The following is a 24,749-nucleotide window of genomic DNA, read 5'->3' as shown; positions in this document are numbered from 1 at the left end:
TTGACTGCATTCGCTAACCTACTGACGATCGACCATCCTGCATTTAATCGAAATACTGTCCTATTGACCGAACCAATCAAGGAACTCTACCAAATCGTCCGCCACATCCTGCTCGTGCGCGAAAGCGGTTGCTGTTTCACTGCGCAAAGCGGTGTAGGAAAGACTCGCGCGCTTGTACTACTCGAACATCTACTGCGTGACCGCATGCCCGAGTTGGTCGTGATCCGGCATAACAGTTGGAACCAGCAGGTTTCATCGATCCGGGCATTCTTCAAACATTTTCTTACTGCGGTAGGTCACCCGGAACTTCGTGGCGAGACCTTCGACCTGCGCCACCGACTTGTGCGACGCCTCATTGATCTGGCTCGAGTATATCAGTCACCGTTTGTCGTGCTCCTTATCGATGAAGCAAATGCCATGCGTCTCGAAGATTTCCTCTTCCTGAAAGATATCTATAACGAGCTGGACCGTGAAGGCGTCCAGTTGGTAACGATCATGATGGGACAGGACCCAGATTTTTCCGACGTTATTGGCCACCTTCGGGAGATGGGCAAGTCTGACCTCATCTCTAGATTTGCACGGCGCCGTCAATCGTTTCGAGCATTCTCGTATAAGGAAGATGTGGCGTCAATTTTTGCTCAGTATGATAGTTCCGTCTGGCCCGCTGAAACTTCCCAGACCTGGACCCAGTTCTTTATGCCGACTGCCTGGGACGCTGGATTTCGGCTGGAAAACGAAACCACAAGGTTTTTCGACGCTGTGAAAAAATGTTCCCCGCATTCGGTCCACAAAGTGGGTTTTCCAGCCCGACAATTCTTCACGGCACTACGGCGCTATCTCACGGTCCAGCACCATCGCGACGCACCGGGGGTTTTTCCAAGCTCGGAAGCTTGGGACGACGCTGTTGACTTTGCACTTTTGGCGGACTCAATTGCCGAAATGAAAGGTGAGGCCAAGCGGGCACAAGGGAGACCGCGATGAAGATTTACGATAACGCCGTTAGAGAGTTTCCTTCCAACGCCGCGCTCGATTTGGTTCCCTTGCCGGAAGAATCGATGGTCTCCTCAATATGGCGATTCGCATGGCGTAACGGCCTCGGAGTAAAAGAACTGCTTACCCATTGCACGCACGGTGCGGGCTATCAGAAAGAGCATGCCACTTTTTCCTATAAGCGTGGTTTCGACCCGGACGTGTTCAGCCACAGCAGCTGGTGGATTGATGAGCCGAGTGAAAAAGAGGTATTCGGATCATCATCTGAAAAACATAGGTCTATATGGTGGAATACTGCGTTTCGCTATTGTCCCCTATGTCTAGGGCATCTTTATCATAGCTTCTGGCATCAATCGAAGTTCCTCTCCCACTGCCCGCTAGATGGAGCAGCACTGCGCGATACTTGTTACTCGTGCGGCAAGCATTTGCCCACTTATGGATTTCATCAAGAGATCCTAAGCAGGCCATACGTCTGCCCGCACTGCAACGGTCCCATCTCAGGCGTTGGATTGAGCGTGGATGCTCGGTTGGAGATACAGCAAAGCAAAAGGGAATACGCGCGAGCTTTTGAAAGTCTTGATCATTGGTGGGAGGAGTCGACAGCAGTACGCAATCAGCTGGAATCATTTTTGTCTTCACGGGCATATCATTTCTCGCCGTGGTTGAGGCCTGAAACTACATGGCTACAGTGGGTTATTCACCAAGTCCCCCCGCCGGCAACGCTACCTTTCACGACACGCGAAGTTCCCCAACTCGTGGTCTTGACTTGGAAAATCGCTCTTGAACGATGCGACCCTATGAAAAGCGTCCTTTTTCCGAAGCGTTGGAAAACTGAAAAACTTAGTCTTGCAATAAAGGTTTATCGTGCAACGCTACGACGGTTACTTCGCGTAATCGCAGAATCGGAACCGTTCGACGATGAGGACTATGTTCGTCATCGAGCCGAATCCATCAAAGACCTTCTGAATTCTCCGAGCGGCTGCAACATGAAATTATTAGCCTTCATCATGCTCAGAAATAGCTACGAGACCTATTTTAGTGTGATGCATGCATCGCCAGACCAAGCAGATTTCCAGGACTGGAATGTGGGATTCCCTTATGGGAACGAGTTTGCACAGCGGGTAAGGATATGTTGGCGGGCGCAGTTTATCGCTGAGTATGCAGCGTTCTATTGGTGGCTAGTCGCTGTGCGGGATGGGAGGAAAAGAGTTGGCGACTTCAGAAGAGAAACCGCGACAATGAGTCATGTTGATGTGAAGTTCGACGGAAGTAATGGTGACTATATTATTGGTAAGGTCGCCTTCCCAGCTGTTGATGGACTTCGGCTTAGTCTGTCTCCCTGATGCCATAGGTGGGTGAAACCGGATAATAAAGTAGCTTCCATGACCGGTGGTGGCAGCTCGCCACCTACCGGTCAGCCATTCATGCAACAAAAACGCTTTACCGCTACCTCAGTTTAAGGATCCGGCGCGCACCAGTGAGCACGATGACGGCGATGATGGTGCCCACAACAAGATCGGGGTAAGGCGAACCAGTCCAGGTAACCAACACTCCAGCAGCGATCACGCCGAGATTGGCGATAACGTCGTTGGCGGAAAATATATAACTTGCCTTCATATGCGCACCCCGATCACGTTTCTTGGCGATCAAAATCAGGCAGGCCGCGTTAGCAATGAGGGCTACGGTTCCGACACTCATCATCAAAACAGATTCGGGTTCACTGCCAAAGAAGAAACGTCGAACCACTTCACTCAGCGCACCTAGTGCGAGCACGAGTTGAAGCCACCCAGCCACGTGGGCCGCACGAGTTTTTAGCGCAGCCGCGCGCCCAACAGCGTATAACGCTAAACCATAGACTGCTGCATCGGCGAACATGTCGAGCGAATCGGCTACTAATCCTGCGGATTCTGCGATTAACCCCCATGTGAGTTCGACCACGAACATCACAGCATTTATAGCCAGCAGCAGCCGCAACGTCTTCGCCTCTGACGCGTCTCCAGCTTTATCGGAGCCGCTAGTCGATTGGGACAGGTCTGGACGGGAACTGATCAGGTGGGCGCCCAAGTCTAATCGTGTCAGCTTCGACAATATAGGATCGATGTTTCCCGAGTGTGCTACGTGGAGCTGCCTTGCCGAGAGATCGAAGTTGAGCGAATGTATGCTTTCGACATCAGCTACCGCCATGCGGATCATGTTCTCCTCAGACGGGCAGTCCATCTTCGGTATTGCGAGCGTGCTGATCGTGCGTTGTACGGTAGAGCGTGGCTCAGCCGGACGTGAGCTGCGAAGCTCCACCCCCAGTCGCAATGGTTGAAGGACGTCGAAAAGGATATCTGCGCTCCCACGGTGGAGCACTCTGACGGTTCGGGTATTTAGGTCGAAGGCGATATGATCGATGCCGTCGACTTTGTCCAAAGCCATCCGAATCAAGTTTTCTTCAGACGGACAGTCCATTTTGGAGACGAACAGCTCGGTTTCAAGGCCGCTAGAAGGCGTGGTCTGATTTTGTGTCATGAAAGTGAGTTTTTTGATGGCTGGTTATTGGAGGGTAAACCTTCAACCAGCTTCAAGGTCAAGTGTGCTCAGGACCTGTGATTGGCACCACGCTGAGTGAGCTACCCGGCTTGTCCCGCCGGCGCGAGGGCATCAATGATGCCGCAATCGGCAAATCGACCGCCCCGGCATGAAACCAGCAGACGGGAAAGATGTTCTTTCAATAAGTTGAGGTCTCTGATCTTTTGCTCGACCTCGGCAAGGTGTTGTTCTGTCAGCGCTGTCACGGCGCAGCAGTCGCCGTCTCGCTGGTCGGAGAAGGCCAACAGGCTTCGAACTTGGTCGACCGTGAACCCGATCTCCCGTGCACGGCGAACAAAGCTCAGGCGGGCTACATCCTCGCTCCCGTACAGCCGGTAGTTGCTGCCGGAGCGGGATGGAGAGTCGAGCAACCCAATTTTCTCGTAATAGCGAATCGTCGCTGGGGGCATCTGCGCCGCAGCGGACAGCTGTCCTATCGTAAATGTGCGTGACATATGCTTGACATTAAAGTGGCTTCAAGGTTTATAAAGCTCATTTATTAATCCGTCAAGCAAATCCAATCATGCGCATCAAGATCAATGCTTCTGTCGCCACGACCCTGTTGGTCATGTGTATGGCCGCAGGCTCTGCCTTTGCTGAGGGCACTCCACTGACGCTTGCCGAGGCCGTCGCACGGGCTAGACTCCACGCGCCGCAATTGCAGGGCGCTGACGCAGCCTTGCGCATCGCCGATGCCAATGTACGCCAGTCTGGACTTCGACCGAACCCGACACTTTCCCTTGAGGCTGAAAATGTCTTGGGATCGGGACGCTACTCCGGTTTCGGTGGGGGAGAAAAGACGGTCGCGCTGTCAATGCCCTTGGAGCTCGGTGGTAAACGCGGCGCGAGGATGCGCGTGGCCCAGGCTGAACGGGCCGCCGCCGGTATTGGGGCGCGCTCCGCGGAAGCGGAGCTGACATTTCTGATTACCGAGGCGTTCGTTACCCTTGCTGCCAACGAGCGCTATGTCGCGATCGCAAAAGCTGGTCATGAACTGGCTGCGCGTGCTCACCATGCAGCACGCGAACGGGTGCGCGTCGGAAAAGCATCTCCAATAGAGGAGCAAAGGGCGGACGTGCTGCGAATCAATACGGAGGTTCGTCTGGGCAAAGCACTACGCGCCGCCGAACTGGCCCAGAAAACGGTCGCACGGCTGACAGGCACGGCGATGCCGCTCACGATCGCGTCCACGTGGTTCGAGCAAATAGAACGCAGCGAGATGACGCCGGCAGCAGGGCAGGGGTTGGCGATCGCAACAGCAGAGGCCGAGGTGGCCGCTGCGGAAGCTCGCGTCGATGCGGCCAGGCGCGACCGGATACCGGACGTAACGCTGACCGCAGGCATGCGCCGTTACGGCGAATCGTCCGACAAGGCCGCTGTGCTCGGCCTGTCGGTCCCACTGCCATTGTTCAATCAGGGCACGGCCGCGCTGGCGCGCTCGCGGGCGGAATTCGATCGGGCTTCCGCCGCGCGCCGCGGCGTCGCACTGCAATTCGAGCAATCCAGCGCGCAGGCGGAAGCCGAGGTGGCCGACGCATTGGCGGCCGCACGGGCCGCCAATGGCCCCGCGCTCGCCGCCGCAGAAGAAGCGGCGCGCATCGCGAGGATCGGATACGCCGAAGGAAAATTCCCGCAACTCGAATTGATCGAGGCCGAGCGCTCTTTGGCCGAAACCCGCGAAAGCTCGGTCGACGCGCTCGCAGCACTCCATACTGCCCGGGCACGTCTGGCTCGGCTCCAAGGTTCCAACTCTCCAATTTATAAGGATTGACCCATGCAAGCGGTATTCCGATCGGGCCTGTGCGCCGCGATGATCCTGTTGAGCGCATGCTCCCCCAAGCCAGAAACAGCCCCTAAAGTAGCGGCCGAACAGGGTGAAAAAACGGCGACCGCCTCAGGCGAGAAAGCCGAGAAGGCCGAGAAGAGCGGCGAAGCCGGCGAGCGGGGCGAAGCTGCGGAGAGAGAAGGCGAAGCCGAAGCCAAGGAAGATTTTGTATCGCTATCGGACCAGCAAATCAAAGCCGCGGGTATCGAGATCATGCCGGTTCGACAGTCCTTCGCTGGGGCGGTCGAGGCGCCTGCAGTCATCGCGGCAGACCCGAAGCATGCAGCCGTCGTCTCGAGCGCCGTTGGCGGCCGGGTTGTCGAGGTCCGGCGCAACCTGGGCGACCCGGTCGCTCGGGGCGACGTGCTGGCTGTAATCGAAAGCCGTGACGTAGCCCAGCTCAGGGCCGACGTTGAAATCGCCAAGCGGCAGTACGAGCTCTCGCAAGCCACGTTCGCGCGCGAAGAACGTCTGTTTGGCGAAAAAGTCACCTCGCGACAGGAATTCGAAATTGCGCGCAATGCCGCGCAAGAAGCACGCACCCGCCTTCGCCTGGCCGAGCAACAACTCGCCGCCGCCGGGGGAACGGGCGGAGGGCAGCTTAACCGGCTGATGCTGCGCTCCCCGATCAAGGGCAACGTCACGGCGCGGCAGATCGCCCTGGGCGACATCGTCGCGCCGGACGCACATCTGTTCGAAGTGGCCGACCTCAACGAACTGGCCGTCGAGCTTTCGCTGTCGCCGAACGACGCCGCCCGCGTCACCGTCGGCACTGCGGTGGACGTGTCGATTGATGGCCGCACCGGCGCAGGCCGCATCACCCACGTATCGCGCGTCCTCGATCCCGCCACCCGCCAGGTACGCGCCATTGCACGGCTGTCGAACGGGGAGGGAAGCTGGCGCATCGGCGAGACGGTCAGGGCATCGATCGCGCTCGAGGGCGGTACCGGCGGCACCCAGCTGGCCATTCCACGGACCGCCGTGCAGACGGTGGAGGACAAGCCGAGCGTGTTCGTCCGGGAGAAAGAAGGGTTCGCGATCAAGCGCGTCGTCCTCGGCGGTAACGCGGCCGGCTACGTCAAGGTGGTGTCCGGCCTCGACGGCAAGGAACAGATTGCGGTCAGCAATACTTATCTGCTGAAGGCGGAGCATGGCAAGGGAGAGGCAGGGGACGATGACTGATTTCCTCGTTCAACGGCTCCTGAAGGATACCCAACCATGATTGCTCGCATCGTCAACTTTTCCGTTGCGCGGCGGTGGCACGTCCTCATCGCCACCATCCTGCTGTCGATCCTCGGCGCATTCGCACTGACGCGCCTGCCGATCGACGCGGTACCGGATATCACCAACACGCAGGTGCAGATCAACGTCGTCGCACCGGCGCTCGCGCCGGCCGACGTCGAACGACAGGTCACCTATCCGATCGAGACGGCGTTTGCCGGCATTCCCGGACTGGAATCCACGCGCTCGTTGACCAGGCATGGATTTGCACAGGTCACGACGGTCTTCAAGGACGGCACGGATATCTATTTTGCTCGCCAGCAGATAGCGGAGCGGCTGCGCGCCGTCGAGCGCAACTTGCCCCCGGGTGCTACTGCGAGCCTGGGTCCGATCGCGACCGGGCTTGGCGACGTCTACATGTGGACGGTGGAGTACGCCTCCAAGCCGGCCCAGAAAGTCGGTACGTCGGCCGGCTTGCAGGCGGACGGAAGCTATATCACCCCGGAACGGGAAGTGCTGCGCGGCGCTGTTGAGAAGGCTACCTACCTGCGCACGGTGCAGGACTGGATCGTCGCACCGCAGCTCAAGAATACCGAAGGGCTGGCGGGCGTCGACGTCATCGGGGGCTACGTCAAGCAGTATGTGGTCACGCCGGATCCGCAACGACTAGCGGCCCTGGGCATCAGCCTGACGATGCTGGGCGAGGCATTGGAGCGCAATAACACGAGCGCCGGCGCCGGCGTCGTCGTCCAGAACGGAGAGGCCCTCACCGTCAAGGCCGATGCGCGCATCACCTCATCCGAAGAACTGGCAAAGACCGTCATCACCACCCGTAACGGCACGCCAGTGCTGGTGTCGCACGTCGCTAGCGTCGGCCTGGGGCAGGAGGTGCGTTTCGGCTCGGCGTCCGAAGGCGGCCAAGAGGTCGTCGTCGGTACGGCCGTGATGCGCATTGGCGAGAACAGCCGGACCGTTGCCGCCGCCGTCGATGTCCGACTCAAGGAAATCGCACATTCCTTGCCGCCCGACTTGCTCATCCGGCCAGTCCTCGACCGCACTCGGCTGGTCGATGCCACCATCAAGACCGTGGCAACCAATCTGACCGAAGGCGCGCTTCTGGTGATCGCCGTCCTGTTCGCGCTACTCGGAAACCTGCGCGCGGCGCTGATCGCCGCAGCCGTTATTCCGGTCACCATGCTCCTGACCTCGGCGGGCATGCTCGAGGCGGGACTCTCGGCAAATTTGATGAGCCTGGGCGCGCTGGACTTCGGCCTGATTGTCGATGGCGCCGTGATCATCGTAGAGAACGCGCTGCGCCGCATCGCCGAACACCAGCATGCGACTGGCAAAACTCTTACCAAAGCGGAGCGCCTTGATACCGTTGCGGCCGCCGCGCGCGAAATGATCAGGCCAAGCGTCTATGGCCAGGCGATCATCATTCTCGTCTATGTCCCCCTGTTGACGTTCCAGGGGGTGGAAGGCCGGATGTTCGCACCGATGGCGGTAACGGTGATTCTGGCCCTGGTATTCGCTTTCATTCTTTCTCTTACCTTTGTGCCGGCGGCGATCGCGCTATGGCTTTCGCGCCATGTCAATGAAAAGGAAAACCGACTGGTCAAAGCCGTATCCACGTCCTATGCACCTTGGCTGGACCGTGCACTCGCGAAGCCCAAGCTGACCGGCGTACTAGCGACCGTCGGTTTTGCGGGCGCGCTGGGTCTGTTTACAACGCTGGGCCAGGAATTTCTCCCGACCCTCGACGAGAAAGACGTGTTGCTGCAGGTCGCCCGCATTCCCGGAACCTCCCTGGACCAGAGCCAGGCGATGCAGTTCGCTGTCGAGAAGGCGGTCGGCAAGCTGCCCGAGGTAAAGCTGGTCTTCTCCCGAACAGGTACGGCTGAACTGGCCGCCGACCCTATGCCGCCGAATATCACGGACACCTTTGTCATCGTTAAAGACCGTTCGGAATGGCCGGAACCCGGGATGAGCAAGGCCGAGCTGGTTGAGAAGATCGAGAAGGCGGTTGCAGGCATCCCGGGCCAGAACTACGAGCTGACCCAGCCGATCCAGATGCGCTTCAACGAACTGCTGGCCGGCGTACGGGGCGACATTGCCGTCAAGGTCTACGGCGACGATTTCAACGCCATGATCCGCACCGCCGAGCAGGTTGCCGAAAAACTGCGTGCGGTCGAGGGCGCGGAGGACGTCCGGGTAGAGCAGGTGCAGGGGCTTCCGCTGCTCGATGTGCGGCTGGACCGCGACGCCATGGCGCGGGTTGGATTATCCGCTCAGGACGTGCACGACACACTGGCGGCAGCCATCGCGGGCCGGGAGGCTGGTTCCATCTATGAAGGCGACAGGCGCTTCGACGTGGTGGTGAAACTGGGTGAGACCAGCAGGAACGATGTGGAAGCCTTGCGCCAGTTGCCAGTGCTGACGCCAAGCGGCAGTTTCGTGCCGCTGGGGTCGGTGGCCGCGCTGGAGACGGCCAAGGGACCGAACCAGATCAGTCGCGAGAACGGCAAGCGTCGCGTCGTGGTACAGGCCAACGTGCGCGGACGTGACATCGCCAGCGTGGTCAGCGAAGCGCGCGCAAGCATCAACGCGGACGTACGGGTGCCCGCCGGTGCATGGATTACCTGGGGCGGGCAATTCGAGAACCTCGAGCGTGCGCGGATGCGTTTGGCAGTCGTGGTACCAGCCTGCTTCGCGCTCATCATCGCGTTGCTGTACTCGGCTGTTGGGTCTTGGCGTTCGGCCGCGGTCGTGTTTACGGGCGTGCCTCTCGCCCTGATCGGGGGTATCGCCGCACTCTGGCTGCGTGGCATGCCGTTTTCGATCTCGGCGGCCGTTGGATTCATCGCACTGTCCGGCGTCGCTGTCCTCAACGGGCTGGTAATGGTGGGCTCGATCGACGACGTGGCGAAACAGCTTCCGTGGGCACAAGCGGTGCGCGAAGGTGCGCTGCGGCGCCTGCGCCCCGTCTTGATGACGGCACTGGTCGCATCGCTGGGCTTCGTCCCGATGGCATTGGCAACCGGCGCCGGCGCCGAGGTGCAGCGGCCGTTGGCCACCGTTGTGATCGGAGGCCTGATCTCCGCTACGATCCTGACGCTGTTCGTGCTGCCGACGCTTTACCAGCGCTTCGCCCGTCCGCCCGAGAACGTGGCGGAGGGAATTTGAACAGTCCAGTAGAGTGAACGCAAGGACTCGAACATTGGAAGGAATCACATGAAAGCGCAATACGACCTGGTCATCGTTGGCGCGGGTTCAGGCGGGTACATCGCCGCAATCCGCGCCGGACAACTCGGCTTGTCCGTGGCCTGCATTGAATCGAATCCTTACGCCGCACCCGACGGCCAGGCGCGCCCCGGAGGAACCTGCCTGAACGTGGGATGCATTCCATCCAAGGCATTGCTTGCGTCGAGCCACCTGTACGAACAGGTCGTCCACCACACCGCCGAGCACGGTATCACCACTGGCGGCGCGGCGATCGAGGTCGACAAGATGATCGATCGGAAGGACGGGGTGGTCTCGAAAATGGCCAAAGGGATCGAATACCTGTTCAAGAAGAACAAGGTCGACTTTATCAAGGCGCGCGCGCGCTTCGTCGGGATGCAGGACGGGGTATATTCCCTGGAAGTCTCGGCCGAAAATTCCGTGCAGGAGATCAGCGCGGGTAACGTGATCATCGCCACCGGGTCGAAGCCGCGCCAGCTGCCAGGCACCCGGATCGACAATGCAATCATCTGCGACAACGCCGGAGCGCTCGATTTCCGCGAGGTGCCGAAACGCCTGTGTGTGGTTGGCGCCGGCGTGATCGGTCTCGAGCTAGGCTCAGTGTGGCGGCGCCTGGGTGCGGATGTCACCCTGCTCGACGCCATGCCGGACTTCCTGCCCGGCTGCGACACCGCCGTGTCCAAGGAAATGCTCAAGCTGATGTCTGGCCAAGGGCTGAAATTCGACCTTGGCGTGAGCATCGACAGCATCGCGCTCAGCGGCGGCGGGGTGCAGATTTCGTATCGCGACCGTGCTGGCGCCGCCAAGGAGCTCGCTTGCGACAAGGTGATCGTGGCGATCGGGCGCGTGCCCAATACGGATGGGTTGGGAATCGAGGCAATTGGCCTGGAGCTTGACCAGCGCGGCTATGTGCCGGTCGATGAACACTGCCGCACGATATTGCCGAACCTGTTTGCCATCGGTGACGTCGTGCGCGGGCCAATGCTTGCGCACAAGGCCGAGGAAGAGGGAATCATGGTCGCCGAGATCGTCGCAGGGCAATCCGGGCAGGTGAATTACGCCGCCATCCCCTTCATCATCTACACGAGTCCCGAAGCCGCGTGGGTTGGCAAGACGGAGCAGGAACTGGCACGCGAAGGCCGCGCATTCAAGTCGGGACAGTTCCCTTTCTCGGCCAACGGGCGCGCACTCGGCCACGGCGACGCACAGGGGTTTGTCAAGGTCCTAGCCGATGCCGAGTCGGACCTTGTGCTGGGCGTGCATATCGTCAGCTCGCTCGCGTCGGAAATGATCGGTGAAGCGGCAATGGCGCTCGAGTTTTCGGCGTCTTCGGAGGACATTGCCCGGATCTGCCACGCGCACCCGACATTGTATGAAGCAATCAGGGAAGCGTCGCTCGCTGTCGACAAGCGTGCGCTGAACATCTGACCGTCAACTGTATAGGAACCGATAGTGGCCAAACCCTTTTCACCGCTCGCTGCCGTGTTGGTCGCCGGGCTTATCGCACTTGCCGACCTGGTCACCAAGGCCGCAATCGTGGAACATCTGGCCTACGGCCAGCAGATCGAGTTGTTACCCTTGTTGAACATCGTCCATGTGATCAACCAGGGAGCGGCGTTCGGTCTTCTGGCCACGGCCGGCGGATGGCAACGCTACCTTTTCATTGTTGTAGCCGTACTCGCGTCGATCCTGATCGTCCGGATGATCCGGAAACCTGAAACAGGCTCCGCGGAAAGGATCGCTCTGGCGATGATCCTTGGCGGAGCGGTTGGCAATCTCGTTGACCGAACTGCGCGGATGGGCGTCGTTGACTGGATCGATGTGCATGCAGGAGCGCATCACTGGCCAGCTTTCAACATCGCCGATATCGGGATCACGGTCGGCGCCACGCTCATCGTTTTGCACGCGCTGTTCGGTGGCCGTGCAGCACCTCCGGTATCCGACAAGACCCGATAGTCATCGCCCCCTGGACGCGCACTGCCACCCGAAGCATGGCCAGTCGCGCGGGGCGGTCTGAACAGGGCGACGATCCAGCCCATACAGAACAAACATAATCAGATCTACAACAATTCGAGACCCATGTTTCTGCCCGGCGGGCGTTGTAAAATTTGCCATACTCCAGTGTTCTCTTCCGTAACCGAGCAGTCAAGGACTCCATGAAGCGCCTGTTTCTGATCATATTGTTCGCGCTTTTGCCCTTACAGACTGGCTGGGCGGCAGGATGGTGCGTGATTTCCGACGACGCGTCGGCCATCGCAGCGGTATCCGACGTAACCGGGGCTGCAAATCCGATAGACGTGCAGCTCGAAGCTGGCTGCAGCGCAACTTGTGTATCGGCATGCGACTTGCAGCCCCTCGGCAGCGATTCTTCCGTGATCGAATGGTCAGGGCTGTCGCGCTCCTATCCCGGCAGACTCAATCAGCTAAATTACCAGTCTCCAATACTGGACGGCCCGATTCGGCCGAAATGGCACTGATCATCGAAGCCGGCAACTACCGCCTGCGCTTGATGGGTAATCGTGCACAAGCACTGCACGACCCCATCCGTCTCTACAAATAATGCAGCCGCAACTGACTTACTCCCGACCATGGCGGCCCACAATCGGCCACGTCGAGAGTCAGTGCGCTTGAAAAATCAAACATTCAACAGGAAAATTCAATGAAAACTCACATCAACTTCTTATCCGCGGTACTTCTCGCGTGCATGTTCATTCCACTCGACTCGCGGGCCAATGAGGGGGGCATGCCCTCAGAGAGCGCCGCAGAAGCGAAGACTGGTAGAGCAGCACCGTTCGGCTACTCCTCCAATGCAGCGCCTGACCGCGTTATCACAATAGTGGAAGGCAAGACCAGATCGATTCACGTCAAGCGACTCGAGACTGTCCGTATTGTAGACGGTCCAAGAAACCTTACCTGGACCTTCGATACGCTCGGCCTGTCGCCGATCTCCTTGGCGAACATCCTTCCAAACGCAACGAACGTAACAATCTATGTTGAGGAAAGTCCAATGTACGCCAACTAAGCTTCGCCATTTGGCGTTCTGGTAGGGCGCTATCACTAGTTCGAAGCCGCCCGCGGTTTCGAGCTAGTGTGAAGCCTGATATGCAATCTACCGGGCGAATACAAGCCGGGGGCACGTACCCCACGTGCGACGCTATTGATATGAGCAGTGCTGAAACAAGCGCCGCTTAACTACGTGCTCGGGCAGTATGAAGACGGCTCAATTTGACGGAGACGCTCATGCATGAGATACCGCGAGATGGTGTTCCAGACAGTACTCTTTCGTTCGCCCGGGACGGCTATCTTTTCATTACTAAACGTTGTACGCGCCTGGGGACCGACCTGTTTCGCCCACGACTGATGCTTCAATCGACGGTTTGTATGCGCGGCGAAGAATTGGCCAGACTATTTTATGACAATGAGAGGTTCAAACGCACCGGTGTTGCTCCATCGAGACTCCAGGAAACACTGTTTGGCCGAGGAGGCGTGCAAGGACTGGACGGTAATTCCCATCGGTGCCGAAAGGAAATGTTTCTCTCCTTGATGAGCGCCGAGCGTATTGCGGAACTGGCGGAGCTCAGTGCCGCGCAATGGCACAGGTCCGCGGCAAATTGGGAGCGCCGCTTCCAGGTGGTTTTATTCGACCAAGCGTGTGAAAGCTTGTGCCGGGCCGTCTGTGCCTGGACAGGAATCCCGCTGGTTGAGTCCGAAGTCAGGAGTAGAACGGATGACTTCGTAGCGATGATCGATGCTGGCGCGGCGATCGGGCTAAGACACTGGCGTGGAAGATGGGCGCGAAACCGCGCTGAGCGCTGGATCGAGGGTCTGGTAGAAGATGTGCGTCATCACCGGCTAACGGTGGATGAAGACTGCGCACTATATGCGATCTCATGGCATCGCGATTTGTCTGGGTAATTGCTCGACAAGCGAACTGTGGCGGTGGAACTCATCAACGTTGCAAGGCCAACGGTCGCGGTCGCCTGGTATATCATGTTCGCGGCCATGGCTTTGCATCAGCACCCGCAATGCGGTGAGCGTTTGCTGGCTGCCGAAGCGCACTACCTCGATTATTTCGTTGAAGAAGTCCGCAGGTTTTATCCGTTTTTCCCGGTGGTAGCTGCGCGCACGCGGCGGGAGTTCGAATCGAAGGGCTATCGTTTTCCGAAAGGAGAAAGGGTCCTGCTCGACTTGTATGGGACGAATCACGATCCGAGGCTTTGGGACGAGCCCCATACATTCATGCCCGAACGTTTTCGTCAATGGAAGCGTAGCCCTTTCAGCTTCATTCCACAGGGAGGGGGGGAATATCTCGATGGTCACCGTTGCCCTGGCGAGTGGATCACCGTCGAACTGATGAAAGTTGCCGTTGTGTTTCTCAGCACCAGCGTAAGGTACAGCGTACCTCAGCAGGATTTGCGGATGAGCCTCTCACGCATACCGGCGTTGCTGTCCAGCCGTTTTGTGATTGGTAATGTACAAATCTGATCACCTGAGGGAAGGGAAATACCTGCCTGATGAGAATGTCCGGGGTTCCGCGTCAGACCTCCCTGATTTGCGTTGCCAGTAATGCTCCGACTAGACAGAGAACTCGGGTTAGCAAAATACCAGTGCCTCCTTCGCACTTGGTTCAACAACTGCGTTTCCGCCCGCGATTTCGATCATGTTACGACGGCCAGCCGCCATAAGGCGCTTTCCGTCAGCTTAGTCGTACACCACACTGGATGTATCTCTGTTGCGCGTGCAGGGTTCGAATGGAATACCTCGTATCACGACTGATGTCCTTTTGCCTCTGAGAGGATTTCATAACCTCCCTTCCCAGCAATGAACGAAACCACTGTTCCAAGCAGCAGATCAGGAAGGTTTGAATTTGTCCACATTACTAACGCGCCCGAAAGCACGATTGCGCCGTTCACAAGCGAATCGTTATTCGTGAATATAGTCGAGGCCTTAAAATTGACGTCCTGGCCGCGATGCTGCTTCAGCAGGCGAATGCAGTAGGTATTCAGTAGGGCATTTGTTGCAGCCATGGCCATCATGGCTGGTCCCAGCGGTGCCTCACCGCCAAGAAAACGACGGACAACTTCAACTAACAATAGGCAGGCGAAACCAATGAGGAGCCAGCCAGATAATTGCGCCGCACGCTTTTTGATTGTGCTGGATCTACCCACCGCGTACAGACTGACGCCATAGACTGCAGCGTCACCCAGGTTGTCAAGGCCAGCGCCAACCACGGCAGTTGAAGATGCCCATATTCCGACAGTCACCCCGGCCAAACACTGGCCCAGATTGATTAGCAAGACCTTCCATAAAATGCCACGATCACGCTCGTTGGAAGCGTCCGAACCTGATTCGTCATCGCTGTCCTTGCCAATATCCGACATCGGATCTCCAAAAGATTGCAGGAAGAACGCGCCCAGCGCTTTTCTCTACCGGACGCGCTTGGATGAACACATAATACGTCAGTTACCAAAGCGAGCGCGCACATATCAAACACGAGCCAGGTAAGAAGCTTGGATTAGGGTTGCCGAGCACTTGCAGTAAACTGCCATGACAACGCACGCATGGAGCGCGTCTGGCGACGCCTGAAGGGCGGATTGATCCATTGCCAGTGGTATAGGACCAGGGCCGACGCTGAACCGGCAATTACGAAATACATCAAAATCTTCTGGAACCGCCAGCGGCGCCATTCGCGTCTCGGCTATCTATCGCCAGAATTTTTTGCCGAAAAGATCAGCAGACGGCAGCTGGCTGCTTGAAACGGACGTGTCCACTATTGACAGTACAGCTCACTTGACCAGGGCAGGAATTGCACGCACATAGACCAGTTCACTGCCCAGTTCGACCAGGGTTTGTGTGATCACAGCCGCCGCCGCAATTCCACGCAAATCGTCGGGTAACGCGAGCGCGAGCGGCAGCACTACCAGAGAATTGCGCGTCGACGCGCTGAAGGTCACGGCGCGAGCCGCTGCTACCGGCAGTTTGAACATGCGCGACGTGAAAGCTCCTACCAGTGGGGCAAGCGTCATGAAGCCAATATAAACCGGAATGACCGGCACCAATTGCTCGATTTCCCTGATGATCGCTCCGATCTGCGAACCGATGACGACCACCAGCACTGCGGCCATGGCGGGGACCGGGAGCCAGGCCCATCCGGTATTCCATTTCTCGACGATGGACGATCGCTTCGCCAGCCCGGCAGTAGCCACCGCAAGCAACAGCGGAGCCACGATCAGCAGCAGGAATGCGTCGACAAACGGCGCGACAGCGATGACGACGCCAGATTCGCCGCCAGTTATTACGCTGAGGTAGATGGGCAGTAGGAGCAGCTGAAGCAGGAGCAGGATTGGCGTGGCGGCCAGGGTCAGGCGCGAATCGCCTTTCCCGAGATGAGTGAATACGACGACGTAGTCAATACATGGCGTCAGCAGAACCAGGAGCGCGCCGATTAACAGCGCAGGACGATCGCTCAGTCCACGCGTCAAGACCCATACCAGAAGCGGTATCAGCACAAAATTGGCGACCAAAACTGCAGATATGAACGCTCGATTACCCAACCCCTGCCTTAGCTCGAGAAAGGGAATCTGCAGAAACATCGCATACATCAGGACCGCAATGGCAGGTGTCACCAACAGATCAAGCCTGGCCGCAGCATCAGGCGCAAGGATCCCCCCGAGCACGGCCAAGGCGGCACTTACAACATAGACTGGAATCTGATTCCGTTCCAGGCTTTCGCGGTTCAAGTTGTTTACCTTTCGGCGATAAGGTGATGATTACCCGGCAGGCATCAGCCGCGACGCCTGCTGCGAGCCATTCAATAACTATTTGCGGACCTTCATCAGATTGAAGCCGAAGCCAAGACCAGCCGCCAGGAGCAGGGCCAGTTGCGCCGCATAAGTCTCTATCGTCGGGTAGAGGCCGAGGACCGGCATCCGCGGTCCCGTGACCGGTGTGGCCGTCAGCCATCCGGCTTCTTGCAGCCCTGCGATTCCTTTTCCGACCAGGACAACTGCCAGGGCGGCCACCAGCACGGAGCTGAACGAGAAGAATTTACCGATCGGCATGCGTGCACTGGTACGCAGGAAAATCACAGCAATTATCGACAGCAGGACCAGGCCTGTAACGAATCCTGCCAACAGCGCAGGGCCGTTGCCGTCGGCGCCGAGCGCCGAGTAGAACAAAACCGTTTCGAAGACTTCCCGGTATACCGCGATGAATGCCAAAGCAAACAAGGCCCATGCGGAGCGTTTTTCCATCGCCGCTGTCAAATGCTGCTTCAGGTAGGCTTGCCACTGTCCGGCCTGGCCTTTCTGGTGCATCCATAGGCCGACTGACAGCAGCACCGCGGCGGCAAAGAGCGACGAGAGGCCCTCAGTCACTTCACGACTTGCACCGCTGATGCTGACCACATAAGTGGCCACCACCCATGTCAAGGCGCCTGCTGCCAGGGCCGAGATCCAGCCGGCGTGCACGTAGTGCAAGGCCTGTGGACGCTCCGCTTTGCGGAGGAACGCAACCATCGCAATCACGATCAACAGGGCTTCGACACCTTCGCGCAGGAGAATGGTCAACGCGCCCACGAACACCGTCGTCGCGTCGGTCTTGCTCGCGCCGGTAAGCTCCTCGACGCGTGCGAAATACGTGTCCAGCTGCCCGGCGTATTCGGTCGCACCCAACACATTGCCTTGCGCAACCGCGCCCCGGTACAGCTGCATGGTTCGCTCCACGTCGACCAGGAGCTGGCGGTCCGTCGCATCGAGCCTCGCCTCGAGCGGCTCGAAACCGTCCAGATAGGCCGATAAAGCAAGTTCGGTAGCCTTCGACCGCTGGTTATTTTTCAAGGCATCCAGACTGTCCTGCAGCAGCTTGCGCGCAAGAACGATGCCCTTGCGTTCTTGCTGCTCCCATACCACCCCGGGGTGGGTACGTGCATAGGCCAGAACCGCCCGCGCGGTCGACGGTGAGCCTGCCTTCGCCAGTTCCTCTTCGGTTGCCGTCACGAGCGTGTTCATGTCGGGAATCGTGGCAGACGCGGAGCTGCTCTGGGCGAATGCAGACTCTCCGGCTGCGATGTCCGTGCCCTTGAACGCCAGGCTACCGACATAGAATGCCAGAGACCAGCGGTCATGCTCGGACAAGCCTGCAAAGGCTGGCATCGATGTGCCCTCGACACCCTGGCTGATGACCTGATATAGGGCCATGAGAGAGCGGGAACGGGCTCTTTCCTCATTGGTAAATGCGATTGGTTTAGGTTCGAGCTTGGCCGTGAGTGGCCCATCGCCGGCGCCGGCCGCTCCATGGCATGAAGCGCATTGCGCCTGGTACAGCGCCGCACCGCTGGCCAGATCGGGCAAGGCGCGCGGCGCAACAGGGAAGGGGTAGGCCTGCAGCAGCAAACGGTTTGCCTCTCGCGCAAGCAGGGAAACCTGTTGCGGCGCTTCCTTGCGCTCGACCGCCTGCTTCAGCTTGGTGGTGGCAGCTGCAAGTTCTGCATGCAAAGGATGCGGAGGCAATGCCGTCACCTGGTTCTGTGCACGCGTCGAGAACTCCTGCATTTCGCCGTATTCGAGTTCGCTGACAATCGCTCCGTTCTGGACCGCGCCGGCGTAATCGACGGCGACATAATCGAGCAACTGCCAGAGCTGGCGGACTTCCGCTTCCGATGATGTGGGATTAGCGTGTGTCGTACCGATCACGCAGCAGCAGAACATTACGAAGGCGATTAGCCGACGCCAAATGGGGTACGTCATATCGGGATACTTGTCTTCAGGTTCGAGAATCTGATATTAAACACCTTCAAGCTACTTGAAGGTCAAGCGCATTGTTCCGGCTGTTCGCTGGTTCAGCAATGCAGTGATGGCGCGGAATGTCCAGGGCTAGTCAATGGCGCCCAAGCCTTACTGGCTCGTCGCAAACGTCCGCAGCGCCGAGCGCCTGCAGGATTTCACATGGATTTGTGCTGTCGGTGGCGATGCAACGGCTCCTGAGGTCTCTGAGCTGCGCTTCTAGTACTGACAGGTTTGCTATACGGTCGACGATGTGCCCGATGTGCTTGTCGAGCAAAGCGTTGACGCTCTCGCAATTTTTTCCGGGCGCCTCGCGAAAATCGAGCAGCGTCCGGATCTCATCGAGTGTAATGTCCAAGGCGCGGCAATGCCGAATGAACAGCAAGCGCTCAGCGTGAAGCTCGTTATAAGCTCGATAATTGTTTGCCGACCTTTCAGGCGGAGCGAGCAATCCGATGCGCTCATAGTAGCGGATGGTTTCAACCAAGCAGCCTGACCGGTCTGCCAATTCGCCGATTTTCAAGAAAAATCCCGGTGCGTTAACTTAGTGCTTGACCCCGTACCCGCTACAGGGTGTTCAATGTGAACTATACACAGTTCTCGAGGAGTCGTCATGTCGGAATGCCAGACAAAATCATGTTGCGAAAAATCTGCACCGATCGAGACCGCGGGTGCCTCATCTGCAGCCTTGGACCATTCTCTTCTCATTCGCATCGACCAGATGGACTGCCCGACAGAAGAGGGACTGCTGCGGCAAGCGCTCGGACGCGTTGCAGGCGTCGGAAAGCTCGAGTTCAATCTTGTCCAGCGCCGCTTGCGGGTGGAGCACAGCCTCGGCGATCCACAGGCGATCCTTGCAGCAGTACGCGCGGTCGGCATGGACCCGGTGATTGAACAGACCGAGGAGCAAAGCGGGTCAGCAGCCGGCACTGTTTTCCGCATCGAGAACATGGATTGCCCCACCGAGGAGACGCTCATCCGTAACAAGCTGTCCGGCATGCCGCAGGTCGAACAGCTCGACTTCAATCTCGTCCAGCGTCGCTTGGTCGTCAGGCATAGTGGGCCGGCAATGGCGATCCTGGATGCACTGACGTCCATCGGTATGCAGGCGGTGCTCGTTGCAGCTGGGCAAGGACGAGCCGCTGCGGTCCCATCGGTCTCCCGAAAGCGGCAGTATTCAGTCCTTGCCCTGGGCTTGGCCGCAGCAGTCGGTGCCGAGGTCGTCGCATGGACGACGGGCGATGAAAACTGGTGGCCAGTCATCCTGCTATCGCTGCTTGCGATCGCGACGACGGGCTTGGGGGTGTACAAGAAAGGCTGGATTGCGGTCAAGAACCGCAATTTGAATATCAATGCCCTGATGTCAATCGCCGTGACCGGCGCGGTACTGATCGGGCAATGGCCCGAAGCGGCGATGGTCATGGTCCTTTTCGCGCTTGCCGAGATAATCGAGGCCCGCTCGCTCGACCGTGCGAGAAACGCCATCCAGGGCCTGATGGCATTGACACCCGAACGGGTAAGCGTGCGCCTTGACGACGGCAACTGGAGTGAACAGGACGCCACCACGGTCGCGATCGGCGCCCTGGCCCGTGTCGCACCCGGCGAGCGGATCGCCCTGGACGGGGAAGTGACCACTGGCCAGTCGTCAGTCAACCAGGCGCCGATCACGGGCGAGAGCATGCCGGTACCGAAGACGGTCGGCGACAAGGTGTTTGCCGGCACGATCAATGAAACGGGCTCTTTCGAATACCGTGTCACCGCCGGCCACAGCAACTCGACCCTGTCGCGCATCATCCGCGCGGTCGAGGACGCGCAGGGCAGCCGCGCGCCCACGCAGCGTTTCGTCGACCGCTTCTCCAGCATCTACACGCCCATCGTGTTCGCCATTGCGCTCGCCGTCGCCCTGGTGCCGCCGCTCATGCTGGGCGCCGAATGGATGCCATGGATTTATAAGGCGCTTGTCCTGCTGGTGATCGCTTGCCCCTGCGCCCTGGTGATCTCGACCCCGGTCACCGTCGTCAGCGGCCTGGCTGCGGCGGCGCGGGCCGGCATCCTCATCAAAGGCGGCGTCTACCTGGAGCAGGGCGGCAAGCTGCGCTCGCTCGCACTGGACAAGACCGGCACGATCACCCAGGGTAAACCCGAAGTGACGGACGTGTTGCCCCTGCAAGGCGATGCACAGACTCATCTGCAGCTCGCGGCCGCGCTCGCGGACCGTTCCGACCATCCGGTATCGACCGCGGTGAGCCGCCACTGGCAAAACTTGGGCCTGGACCTGCTCCTCGCATCCGTGACCGAGTTCGAGGCCTTGACCGGCCGCGGCACGAAAGGGCGGATCGACGGGAAGTGGTACTACCTCGGCAATCACCGCCTGGTCGAGGAGCTCGGCATCTGCAATACCGCGACGGAAAGTGTCCTGGCGACACTGGAGGGTGAAGGAAAGACCGCGGTTGTCCTCTGCGATGAGACGTCGCCACTGCTGGTTATCGGGGTGGCCGATACCATTCGTGAAACCAGTCGCGAAGCGGTGGCCCAGCTTCATGGGCTGGGAATCCGGACGGTCATGCTCACCGGCGACAATGCGGTGACGGCCAAAGCGATCGCACGGCAGGTTGGCATCGATGACGCCCGCGGGAACATGCTGCCCGAGGATAAGCTCTCTGCCATCAATGACGAGGTGGCGCAATTCGGTACCGTCGGCATGGTAGGGGATGGCATCAACGATGCCCCGGCGCTGGCCAAGGCCGATATCGGGTTTGCGATGGGCGCAGCGGGCACCGACACCGCCATCGAAACAGCCGACGTCGCGCTGATGGATGATGATTTGCGCAAGATCCCGCAGTTCATTCGCCTGAGCAGGCAGGCAGCCGCCATCCTCAAGCAGAACATCGTTGCAGCCTTGCTGATCAAGGCCGTGTTCCTGGTGCTCGCTATCGCAGGATCAGCCACCTTGTGGATGGCCGTGTTCGCGGACATGGGCGCCAGCCTGCTGGTTATCTTTAATGGCATGCGTCTGCTTCGCGTACGTCTGCATGGCAGCAACGTGTAACCGCACCGATGCTATACTCGCGACCATGATGCGCCGTTTTCTCACTTGCATGCTGATGATGCTCGCATTCCAGTTTACCTGGAGTGCGATCAGCGCCTATTGCATGCATGAGACTGGACGAGCCGCACAGCACCTTGGACATCATCAGCATAAGACCGGCGCTCACGATCAGGTGGCGGCCGCCGATGACGGTAAGCCTGCGTCGACGAAGAAGATCGCGCAGCACTCGCATTGTTCTTCGTGCGCGCACGCAGTGCTCGCTCCCGCAGCCGTTCAAAACGCCCCCTACCTGACGATGGCGCACTTCGCGCCGGTTGGTCCAAACGTCAGTTACGTTTCAGTCACTCAAGTCCCTCCCGAACGCCCCCAGTGGCCCGCCGCCGTGTAATTCCGGCGGCTATACCTTCTTTTACCAGGTAATCCCCGAGCCTTCCGACCGTGTGCCAACGCACTCGGCCGGTGTGCTCGCTGTCGCCGGATAGCTTTCGATTCGTTAACTTCGGAGTTATCTATGCAATCCAGATCGTTGATCATGGGCGCGCTGTTGCTGTTTTCACAGTCGACGTCCCTTTACGCGCAAACGGAAATTTTGCGCGATCCAAACAGTCCGCCGCTCGCCGGGAATACGTCGCTACTGCCGCTGACCCTGCAGCAGGCGTTGCAGGCTGCGTACGCAGGCAACCCAGGCTTACGAGCCGCATCACAGGCGATCGGCATTGCCGAGGGTGGGAGGCTTCAGGCAGGCGTCATACCCAATCCTGAGCTGGCTCTATCCACCGAAGGAACCGACCGTCGGTCCAGGGTCGAGACCGCCCAGATTACCCAGCTCATCGAGCTCGGCGGCAAACGAAGCGCCCGCATCGCGGTCGCCGAACAAGAGCGTCTACTCGCCGTCCAAGCAGTGAACGTGCGACGAGCGATGTTGCGTGCCGACGTTATGGCGGCCTATTTGGAGGCCTTGACAGCGCAAGAGCGGGTCGGTCTGACCGAGGCGGCCATTGAGGTCGCAAGCCGGGCGACGAATGCCGCGAGTCGGCGCGTCGCTGCCGGCAAGATATCGCCAGTCGAACAAACCCGTGCGAGTGTTGCAGAGTCGGCCGTGCGTCTTGACCTCACCCAAGCAACAGCCGACCTGAAGTCAGCCAAACGCAAGTTAGCGATACTGATGGGCAGCTCGCGAGCGATTGCCCAGCCACTCCAGATGCCAGCCGTCGAGTTCGCTGCCGTACCGACGATGAACGAGCTCGAGCAGCGGCTAACCATGTCGCCGCAACTGCGTCAGGCCGAAGCGCAAGTCAAACGGCAGGATGCTTTGGTCGGCATGGAACGTTCGGCGCGGGTACCAGATGTGACGGTGACCGTGGGTAGCCAGCGGGATCGTGAACGCAGCGGGAGCGAAGCCGTCTTTGGTATCTCCGTACCGCTGCCACTTTTCAATCGCAACCAGGGGAACATGCTCTCAGCACTTAGACGAGCCGACCAGGCTCGCGACGAATTAGGCGCCGAGCAGCTTCGGGTGTATGAGGAAATCGCGGACGCTCACCAGCGTGCAGAGGTCGCTCAGCTTCAGATCGACAGCCTCAAGTCCGAGATGCTGCCAGCGGCGCAGCAAGCCTATGACGCTGCCGTGACTGGTTTTGAACTCGGAAAATTCGGGTTTCTCGACGTTCTTGACACCCAGCGCGCATTAATTCAGGCACGCAGCTTGTATCTGCGCGCTCTGTCCGATCGGTATCGAGCAGCAACTGATATCGAACGAATCGCACCGGCTACTAATGCCGAGAGCACCACCATCTTCAAGGAACACCTGCAATGACGCCCCTGCAAAATCATCGTAAGAAAAATCTGCCAATCATTGCCGCAATCGTGGCCGTCGGTGTCGTGCTGGCCCTGGCCATCCTGTTCTGGAACAAGGGAAGCGCTGAAGGTAGCGCCGGCGAAGATGCCCATGGCCATGCCGAGAGCGGTCAGAAGGAGGGCGCAAAAGAAGCCGGTGGAGCAGGCGACGAACGCGCCGAGGATGAGCACAAGGACGAAGGAGTGGTCAAGCTGCCGGTCATGCAGGCAGAAAAGGCCGGAATTACGACCGCCGTTGCCGGTGCGGCCACGATCGAGAACATTGTCAAACTGCCTGGCGAAGTCCGTGTCAACGACGATCTGACAGCTCACGTAGTGCCGCGCCTGGGCGGCGTCGCCGAATCAGTGCCGGCGCAGCTGGGGCAAACGGTCAAGAAGGGCCAGGTGCTAGCCGTCATTTCAAGCCCGGAGCTGGCTGACCTGCGTAGCGCCGCGAGCGCGGCACAGGTAAGGCTCGGCCTGGCCAAAACCATCTATGAGCGGGAAAAGAAACTGTGGGAGGACCGTATCTCTGCCCAGCAGGACTTTCAGCAGGCCGAACAGGCACTTCGCGAGGCCGAGCTTACCTTGCAGGCAGCGCGCTCGAAATTGGCAGCTCTTGAAGTGGGCTCCGGAGGCGGCGCATTGAACCGGTACGAGTTGCGTGCGCCGTTCGACGCTGTCGTCGTTGAAAAGCACATCACGCGGGGCGAAGCGGTGCAGGAAAACACCAATGTTTTCGTACTAACCGACCTCTCGCGCGTCTGGGTCGATGTCGCAGTCACACCGAAAGACTTGGCAAGCGTGCGCAGCGGCGCAACGGCGGTTGTCAGTGCCACCGGCTCTGATATGAAAGCCGTTGGGAAGGTAAGTTATGTCGGCTCACTAGTCGGGGCACAGTCCCGCGCCGCCACAGCGCGCGTCGTGATCGACAACCCAGGCGGCGCGTGGCGCCCTGGCCTGTTCGTGGACGTCGCACTGGTGCAAGGGACTAAACAGGCTGCTGTGGCGATTCCGGCCGATGCTATCCAGACGGTGGAAGACAAGCCAGTAGTGTTTGTAGTGACGGAAGGGGGCTTTCGCACGCAGCCGATCGTGGCCGGCATTAGTGACGGCAAAGGGGTGGAAATCCTGAAGGGCCTGGCAGCAGGAACGCGCTACGTTAATCGCGGCAGCTTCGTGCTCAAGGCCGAACTTGGCAAGGGCAGCGCCGAGCACGACCACTAATAGG

20 protein-coding genes and 1 pseudogene are annotated in these 24,749 nt (G+C 59.1%); 15 read left to right on the top strand and 6 right to left on the bottom strand.

Going from position 1 to position 24,749, the window contains the following annotated elements; translation table 11 throughout:
- Both DIR46_RS00475 and DIR46_RS00470 read left to right on the top strand, forming a co-directional pair.
- Positions 1-981, top strand: a complete 981-nt coding sequence (locus tag DIR46_RS00475; protein ID WP_162819333.1) for an ATP-binding protein — start codon at positions 1-3, stop codon at positions 979-981.
- A complete protein-coding gene (locus DIR46_RS00470; protein ID WP_109343490.1) occupies positions 978-2,333 on the top strand; it encodes a TniQ family protein in 1,356 nt (451 codons plus the stop codon). The genes DIR46_RS00475 and DIR46_RS00470 overlap by 4 nt, the downstream gene beginning before the upstream one ends.
- A 103-nt stretch (positions 2,334-2,436) precedes the next feature.
- Here the strand turns inward: DIR46_RS00470 and DIR46_RS00465 are convergent, their stop codons facing one another.
- Both DIR46_RS00465 and DIR46_RS00460 read right to left on the bottom strand, forming a co-directional pair.
- A complete protein-coding gene (locus tag DIR46_RS00465) occupies positions 2,437-3,504 on the bottom strand; it encodes a cation efflux transmembrane domain-containing protein (RefSeq protein ID WP_109343489.1) in 1,068 nt (355 codons plus the stop codon).
- A gap of 101 nt (positions 3,505-3,605) precedes the next feature.
- Positions 3,606-4,019: a MerR family transcriptional regulator gene (locus DIR46_RS00460; RefSeq protein ID WP_109343488.1), complete on the bottom strand. Its 414-nt coding sequence runs from the start codon at positions 4,017-4,019 to the stop codon at positions 3,606-3,608.
- Positions 4,020-4,087: 68 nt separating this feature from the next.
- Between DIR46_RS00460 and DIR46_RS00455 the strand changes: the two genes are divergently transcribed.
- The 9 genes from DIR46_RS00455 to DIR46_RS27030 all read left to right on the top strand — a co-directional run bounded on the left by DIR46_RS00455 (position 4,088) and on the right by DIR46_RS27030 (position 14,335).
- Positions 4,088-5,335, top strand: coding sequence for a TolC family protein (locus tag DIR46_RS00455; RefSeq protein WP_205289051.1), 1,248 nt, complete (start codon positions 4,088-4,090; stop codon positions 5,333-5,335).
- A 3-nt stretch (positions 5,336-5,338) separates the two neighbouring features.
- Entirely contained in the window at positions 5,339-6,571 is a 1,233-nt protein-coding gene (locus DIR46_RS00450; protein ID WP_109343487.1) for an efflux RND transporter periplasmic adaptor subunit, read from the top strand.
- Between the two features lie 36 nt (positions 6,572-6,607).
- Positions 6,608-9,793 carry an efflux RND transporter permease subunit gene (locus DIR46_RS00445; protein ID WP_109343486.1) on the top strand — a complete coding sequence of 1,062 codons (3,186 nt, stop codon included), beginning with the start codon at positions 6,608-6,610 and terminating at the stop codon, positions 9,791-9,793.
- Between the two features lie 48 nt (positions 9,794-9,841).
- Positions 9,842-11,278, top strand: coding sequence for a dihydrolipoyl dehydrogenase (gene lpdA, locus DIR46_RS00440; protein WP_109343485.1), 1,437 nt, complete (start codon positions 9,842-9,844; stop codon positions 11,276-11,278).
- Between the two features lie 24 nt (positions 11,279-11,302).
- Positions 11,303-11,806, top strand: a complete 504-nt coding sequence (lspA, locus tag DIR46_RS00435) for a signal peptidase II (protein WP_205289050.1) — start codon at positions 11,303-11,305, stop codon at positions 11,804-11,806.
- A 200-nt stretch (positions 11,807-12,006) separates the two neighbouring features.
- On the top strand, positions 12,007-12,327 hold the full coding sequence (locus tag DIR46_RS26195; RefSeq protein ID WP_162819332.1) for a hypothetical protein: 321 nt from the start codon (positions 12,007-12,009) through the stop codon (positions 12,325-12,327).
- 182 nt (positions 12,328-12,509) lie between these two features.
- Positions 12,510-12,872, top strand: a complete 363-nt coding sequence (locus DIR46_RS00430) for a CzcE family metal-binding protein (RefSeq protein WP_109343484.1) — start codon at positions 12,510-12,512, stop codon at positions 12,870-12,872.
- Positions 12,873-13,090: 218 nt separating this feature from the next.
- Positions 13,091-13,765, top strand: a complete 675-nt coding sequence (locus tag DIR46_RS27035) for a cytochrome P450 family protein (RefSeq protein ID WP_229446442.1) — start codon at positions 13,091-13,093, stop codon at positions 13,763-13,765.
- 24 nt (positions 13,766-13,789) lie between these two features.
- The gene (locus DIR46_RS27030; protein WP_229446441.1) at positions 13,790-14,335 is read left to right on the top strand and encodes a cytochrome P450; all 546 of its coding nucleotides are present in this window, start codon (positions 13,790-13,792) and stop codon (positions 14,333-14,335) included.
- A 281-nt stretch (positions 14,336-14,616) separates the two neighbouring features.
- Here the strand turns inward: DIR46_RS27030 and DIR46_RS00420 are convergent, their stop codons facing one another.
- Complete coding sequence (locus DIR46_RS00420; RefSeq protein WP_109343436.1) at positions 14,617-15,231, bottom strand: cation efflux transmembrane domain-containing protein; 615 nt, start codon at positions 15,229-15,231, stop codon at positions 14,617-14,619.
- Between the two features lie 174 nt (positions 15,232-15,405).
- Here DIR46_RS00420 and DIR46_RS00415 point away from each other — a divergent pair.
- Positions 15,406-15,606: pseudogene (locus DIR46_RS00415) on the top strand (IS3 family transposase); the annotation flags it as partial.
- Between the two features lie 30 nt (positions 15,607-15,636).
- Here DIR46_RS00415 and DIR46_RS00410 read toward each other — a convergent pair.
- The 3 genes from DIR46_RS00410 to cadR all read right to left on the bottom strand — a co-directional run bounded on the left by DIR46_RS00410 (position 15,637) and on the right by cadR (position 19,156).
- The gene (locus DIR46_RS00410; RefSeq protein WP_109343434.1) at positions 15,637-16,590 is read right to left on the bottom strand and encodes an arsenic resistance protein; all 954 of its coding nucleotides are present in this window, start codon (positions 16,588-16,590) and stop codon (positions 15,637-15,639) included.
- Between the two features lie 78 nt (positions 16,591-16,668).
- Complete coding sequence (locus DIR46_RS00405) at positions 16,669-18,597, bottom strand: cytochrome c/FTR1 family iron permease (protein ID WP_109343433.1); 1,929 nt, start codon at positions 18,595-18,597, stop codon at positions 16,669-16,671.
- A gap of 130 nt (positions 18,598-18,727) precedes the next feature.
- Positions 18,728-19,156, bottom strand: coding sequence for a Cd(II)/Pb(II)-responsive transcriptional regulator (cadR, locus tag DIR46_RS00400; protein ID WP_109343432.1), 429 nt, complete (start codon positions 19,154-19,156; stop codon positions 18,728-18,730).
- Between the two features lie 90 nt (positions 19,157-19,246).
- Here cadR and DIR46_RS00395 point away from each other — a divergent pair, with 90 nt between their 5' ends.
- The 3 genes from DIR46_RS00395 (at position 19,247) to DIR46_RS00380 (ending at position 24,745) form a co-directional block, all read left to right on the top strand.
- On the top strand, positions 19,247-21,682 hold the full coding sequence (locus tag DIR46_RS00395) for a heavy metal translocating P-type ATPase (protein ID WP_109343483.1): 2,436 nt from the start codon (positions 19,247-19,249) through the stop codon (positions 21,680-21,682).
- A 511-nt stretch (positions 21,683-22,193) separates the two neighbouring features.
- Complete coding sequence (locus tag DIR46_RS00385; protein WP_109343481.1) at positions 22,194-23,498, top strand: TolC family protein; 1,305 nt, start codon at positions 22,194-22,196, stop codon at positions 23,496-23,498.
- A complete protein-coding gene (locus tag DIR46_RS00380) occupies positions 23,495-24,745 on the top strand; it encodes an efflux RND transporter periplasmic adaptor subunit (protein WP_005670929.1) in 1,251 nt (416 codons plus the stop codon). The genes DIR46_RS00385 and DIR46_RS00380 overlap by 4 nt, the downstream gene beginning before the upstream one ends.
- Positions 24,746-24,749 lie beyond the last annotated feature (4 nt).

It is taken from the genome of Massilia oculi (assembly GCF_003143515.1).
GTDB classification, from domain to species: Bacteria; Pseudomonadota; Gammaproteobacteria; order Burkholderiales; family Burkholderiaceae_D; genus Telluria; species Telluria oculi.
Note: the sequence above shows the minus strand (reverse complement) of the source record. Positions and strands in the feature narration are given on the sequence as shown.

Bases quoted from the DNA above. Each gene is read 5' to 3' on its own strand.
- DIR46_RS00405 (WP_109343433.1), bottom strand. From the start codon at position 18,597: ATGACGTACCCCATTTGGCGTCGGCTAATCGCCTTCGTAATGTTCTGC.
- lpdA (WP_109343485.1), top strand. From the start codon at position 9,842: ATGAAAGCGCAATACGACCTGGTCATCGTTGGCGCGGGTTCAGGCGGG.
- DIR46_RS26195 (WP_162819332.1), top strand. From the start codon at position 12,007: ATGAAGCGCCTGTTTCTGATCATATTGTTCGCGCTTTTGCCCTTACAG.
- DIR46_RS00450 (WP_109343487.1), top strand. From the start codon at position 5,339: ATGCAAGCGGTATTCCGATCGGGCCTGTGCGCCGCGATGATCCTGTTG.
- DIR46_RS00470 (WP_109343490.1), top strand. From the start codon at position 978: ATGAAGATTTACGATAACGCCGTTAGAGAGTTTCCTTCCAACGCCGCG.
- DIR46_RS00465 (WP_109343489.1), bottom strand. From the start codon at position 3,504: ATGACACAAAATCAGACCACGCCTTCTAGCGGCCTTGAAACCGAGCTG.
- DIR46_RS00385 (WP_109343481.1), top strand. From the start codon at position 22,194: ATGCAATCCAGATCGTTGATCATGGGCGCGCTGTTGCTGTTTTCACAG.
- DIR46_RS00395 (WP_109343483.1), top strand. From the start codon at position 19,247: ATGTCGGAATGCCAGACAAAATCATGTTGCGAAAAATCTGCACCGATC.
- DIR46_RS00455 (WP_205289051.1), top strand. From the start codon at position 4,088: ATGCGCATCAAGATCAATGCTTCTGTCGCCACGACCCTGTTGGTCATG.
- DIR46_RS27035 (WP_229446442.1), top strand. From the start codon at position 13,091: ATGCATGAGATACCGCGAGATGGTGTTCCAGACAGTACTCTTTCGTTC.
- DIR46_RS00380 (WP_005670929.1), top strand. From the start codon at position 23,495: ATGACGCCCCTGCAAAATCATCGTAAGAAAAATCTGCCAATCATTGCC.
- DIR46_RS00460 (WP_109343488.1), bottom strand. From the start codon at position 4,019: ATGTCACGCACATTTACGATAGGACAGCTGTCCGCTGCGGCGCAGATG.
- DIR46_RS00420 (WP_109343436.1), bottom strand. From the start codon at position 15,231: ATGTCGGATATTGGCAAGGACAGCGATGACGAATCAGGTTCGGACGCT.
- DIR46_RS00445 (WP_109343486.1), top strand. From the start codon at position 6,608: ATGATTGCTCGCATCGTCAACTTTTCCGTTGCGCGGCGGTGGCACGTC.
- DIR46_RS00430 (WP_109343484.1), top strand. From the start codon at position 12,510: ATGAAAACTCACATCAACTTCTTATCCGCGGTACTTCTCGCGTGCATG.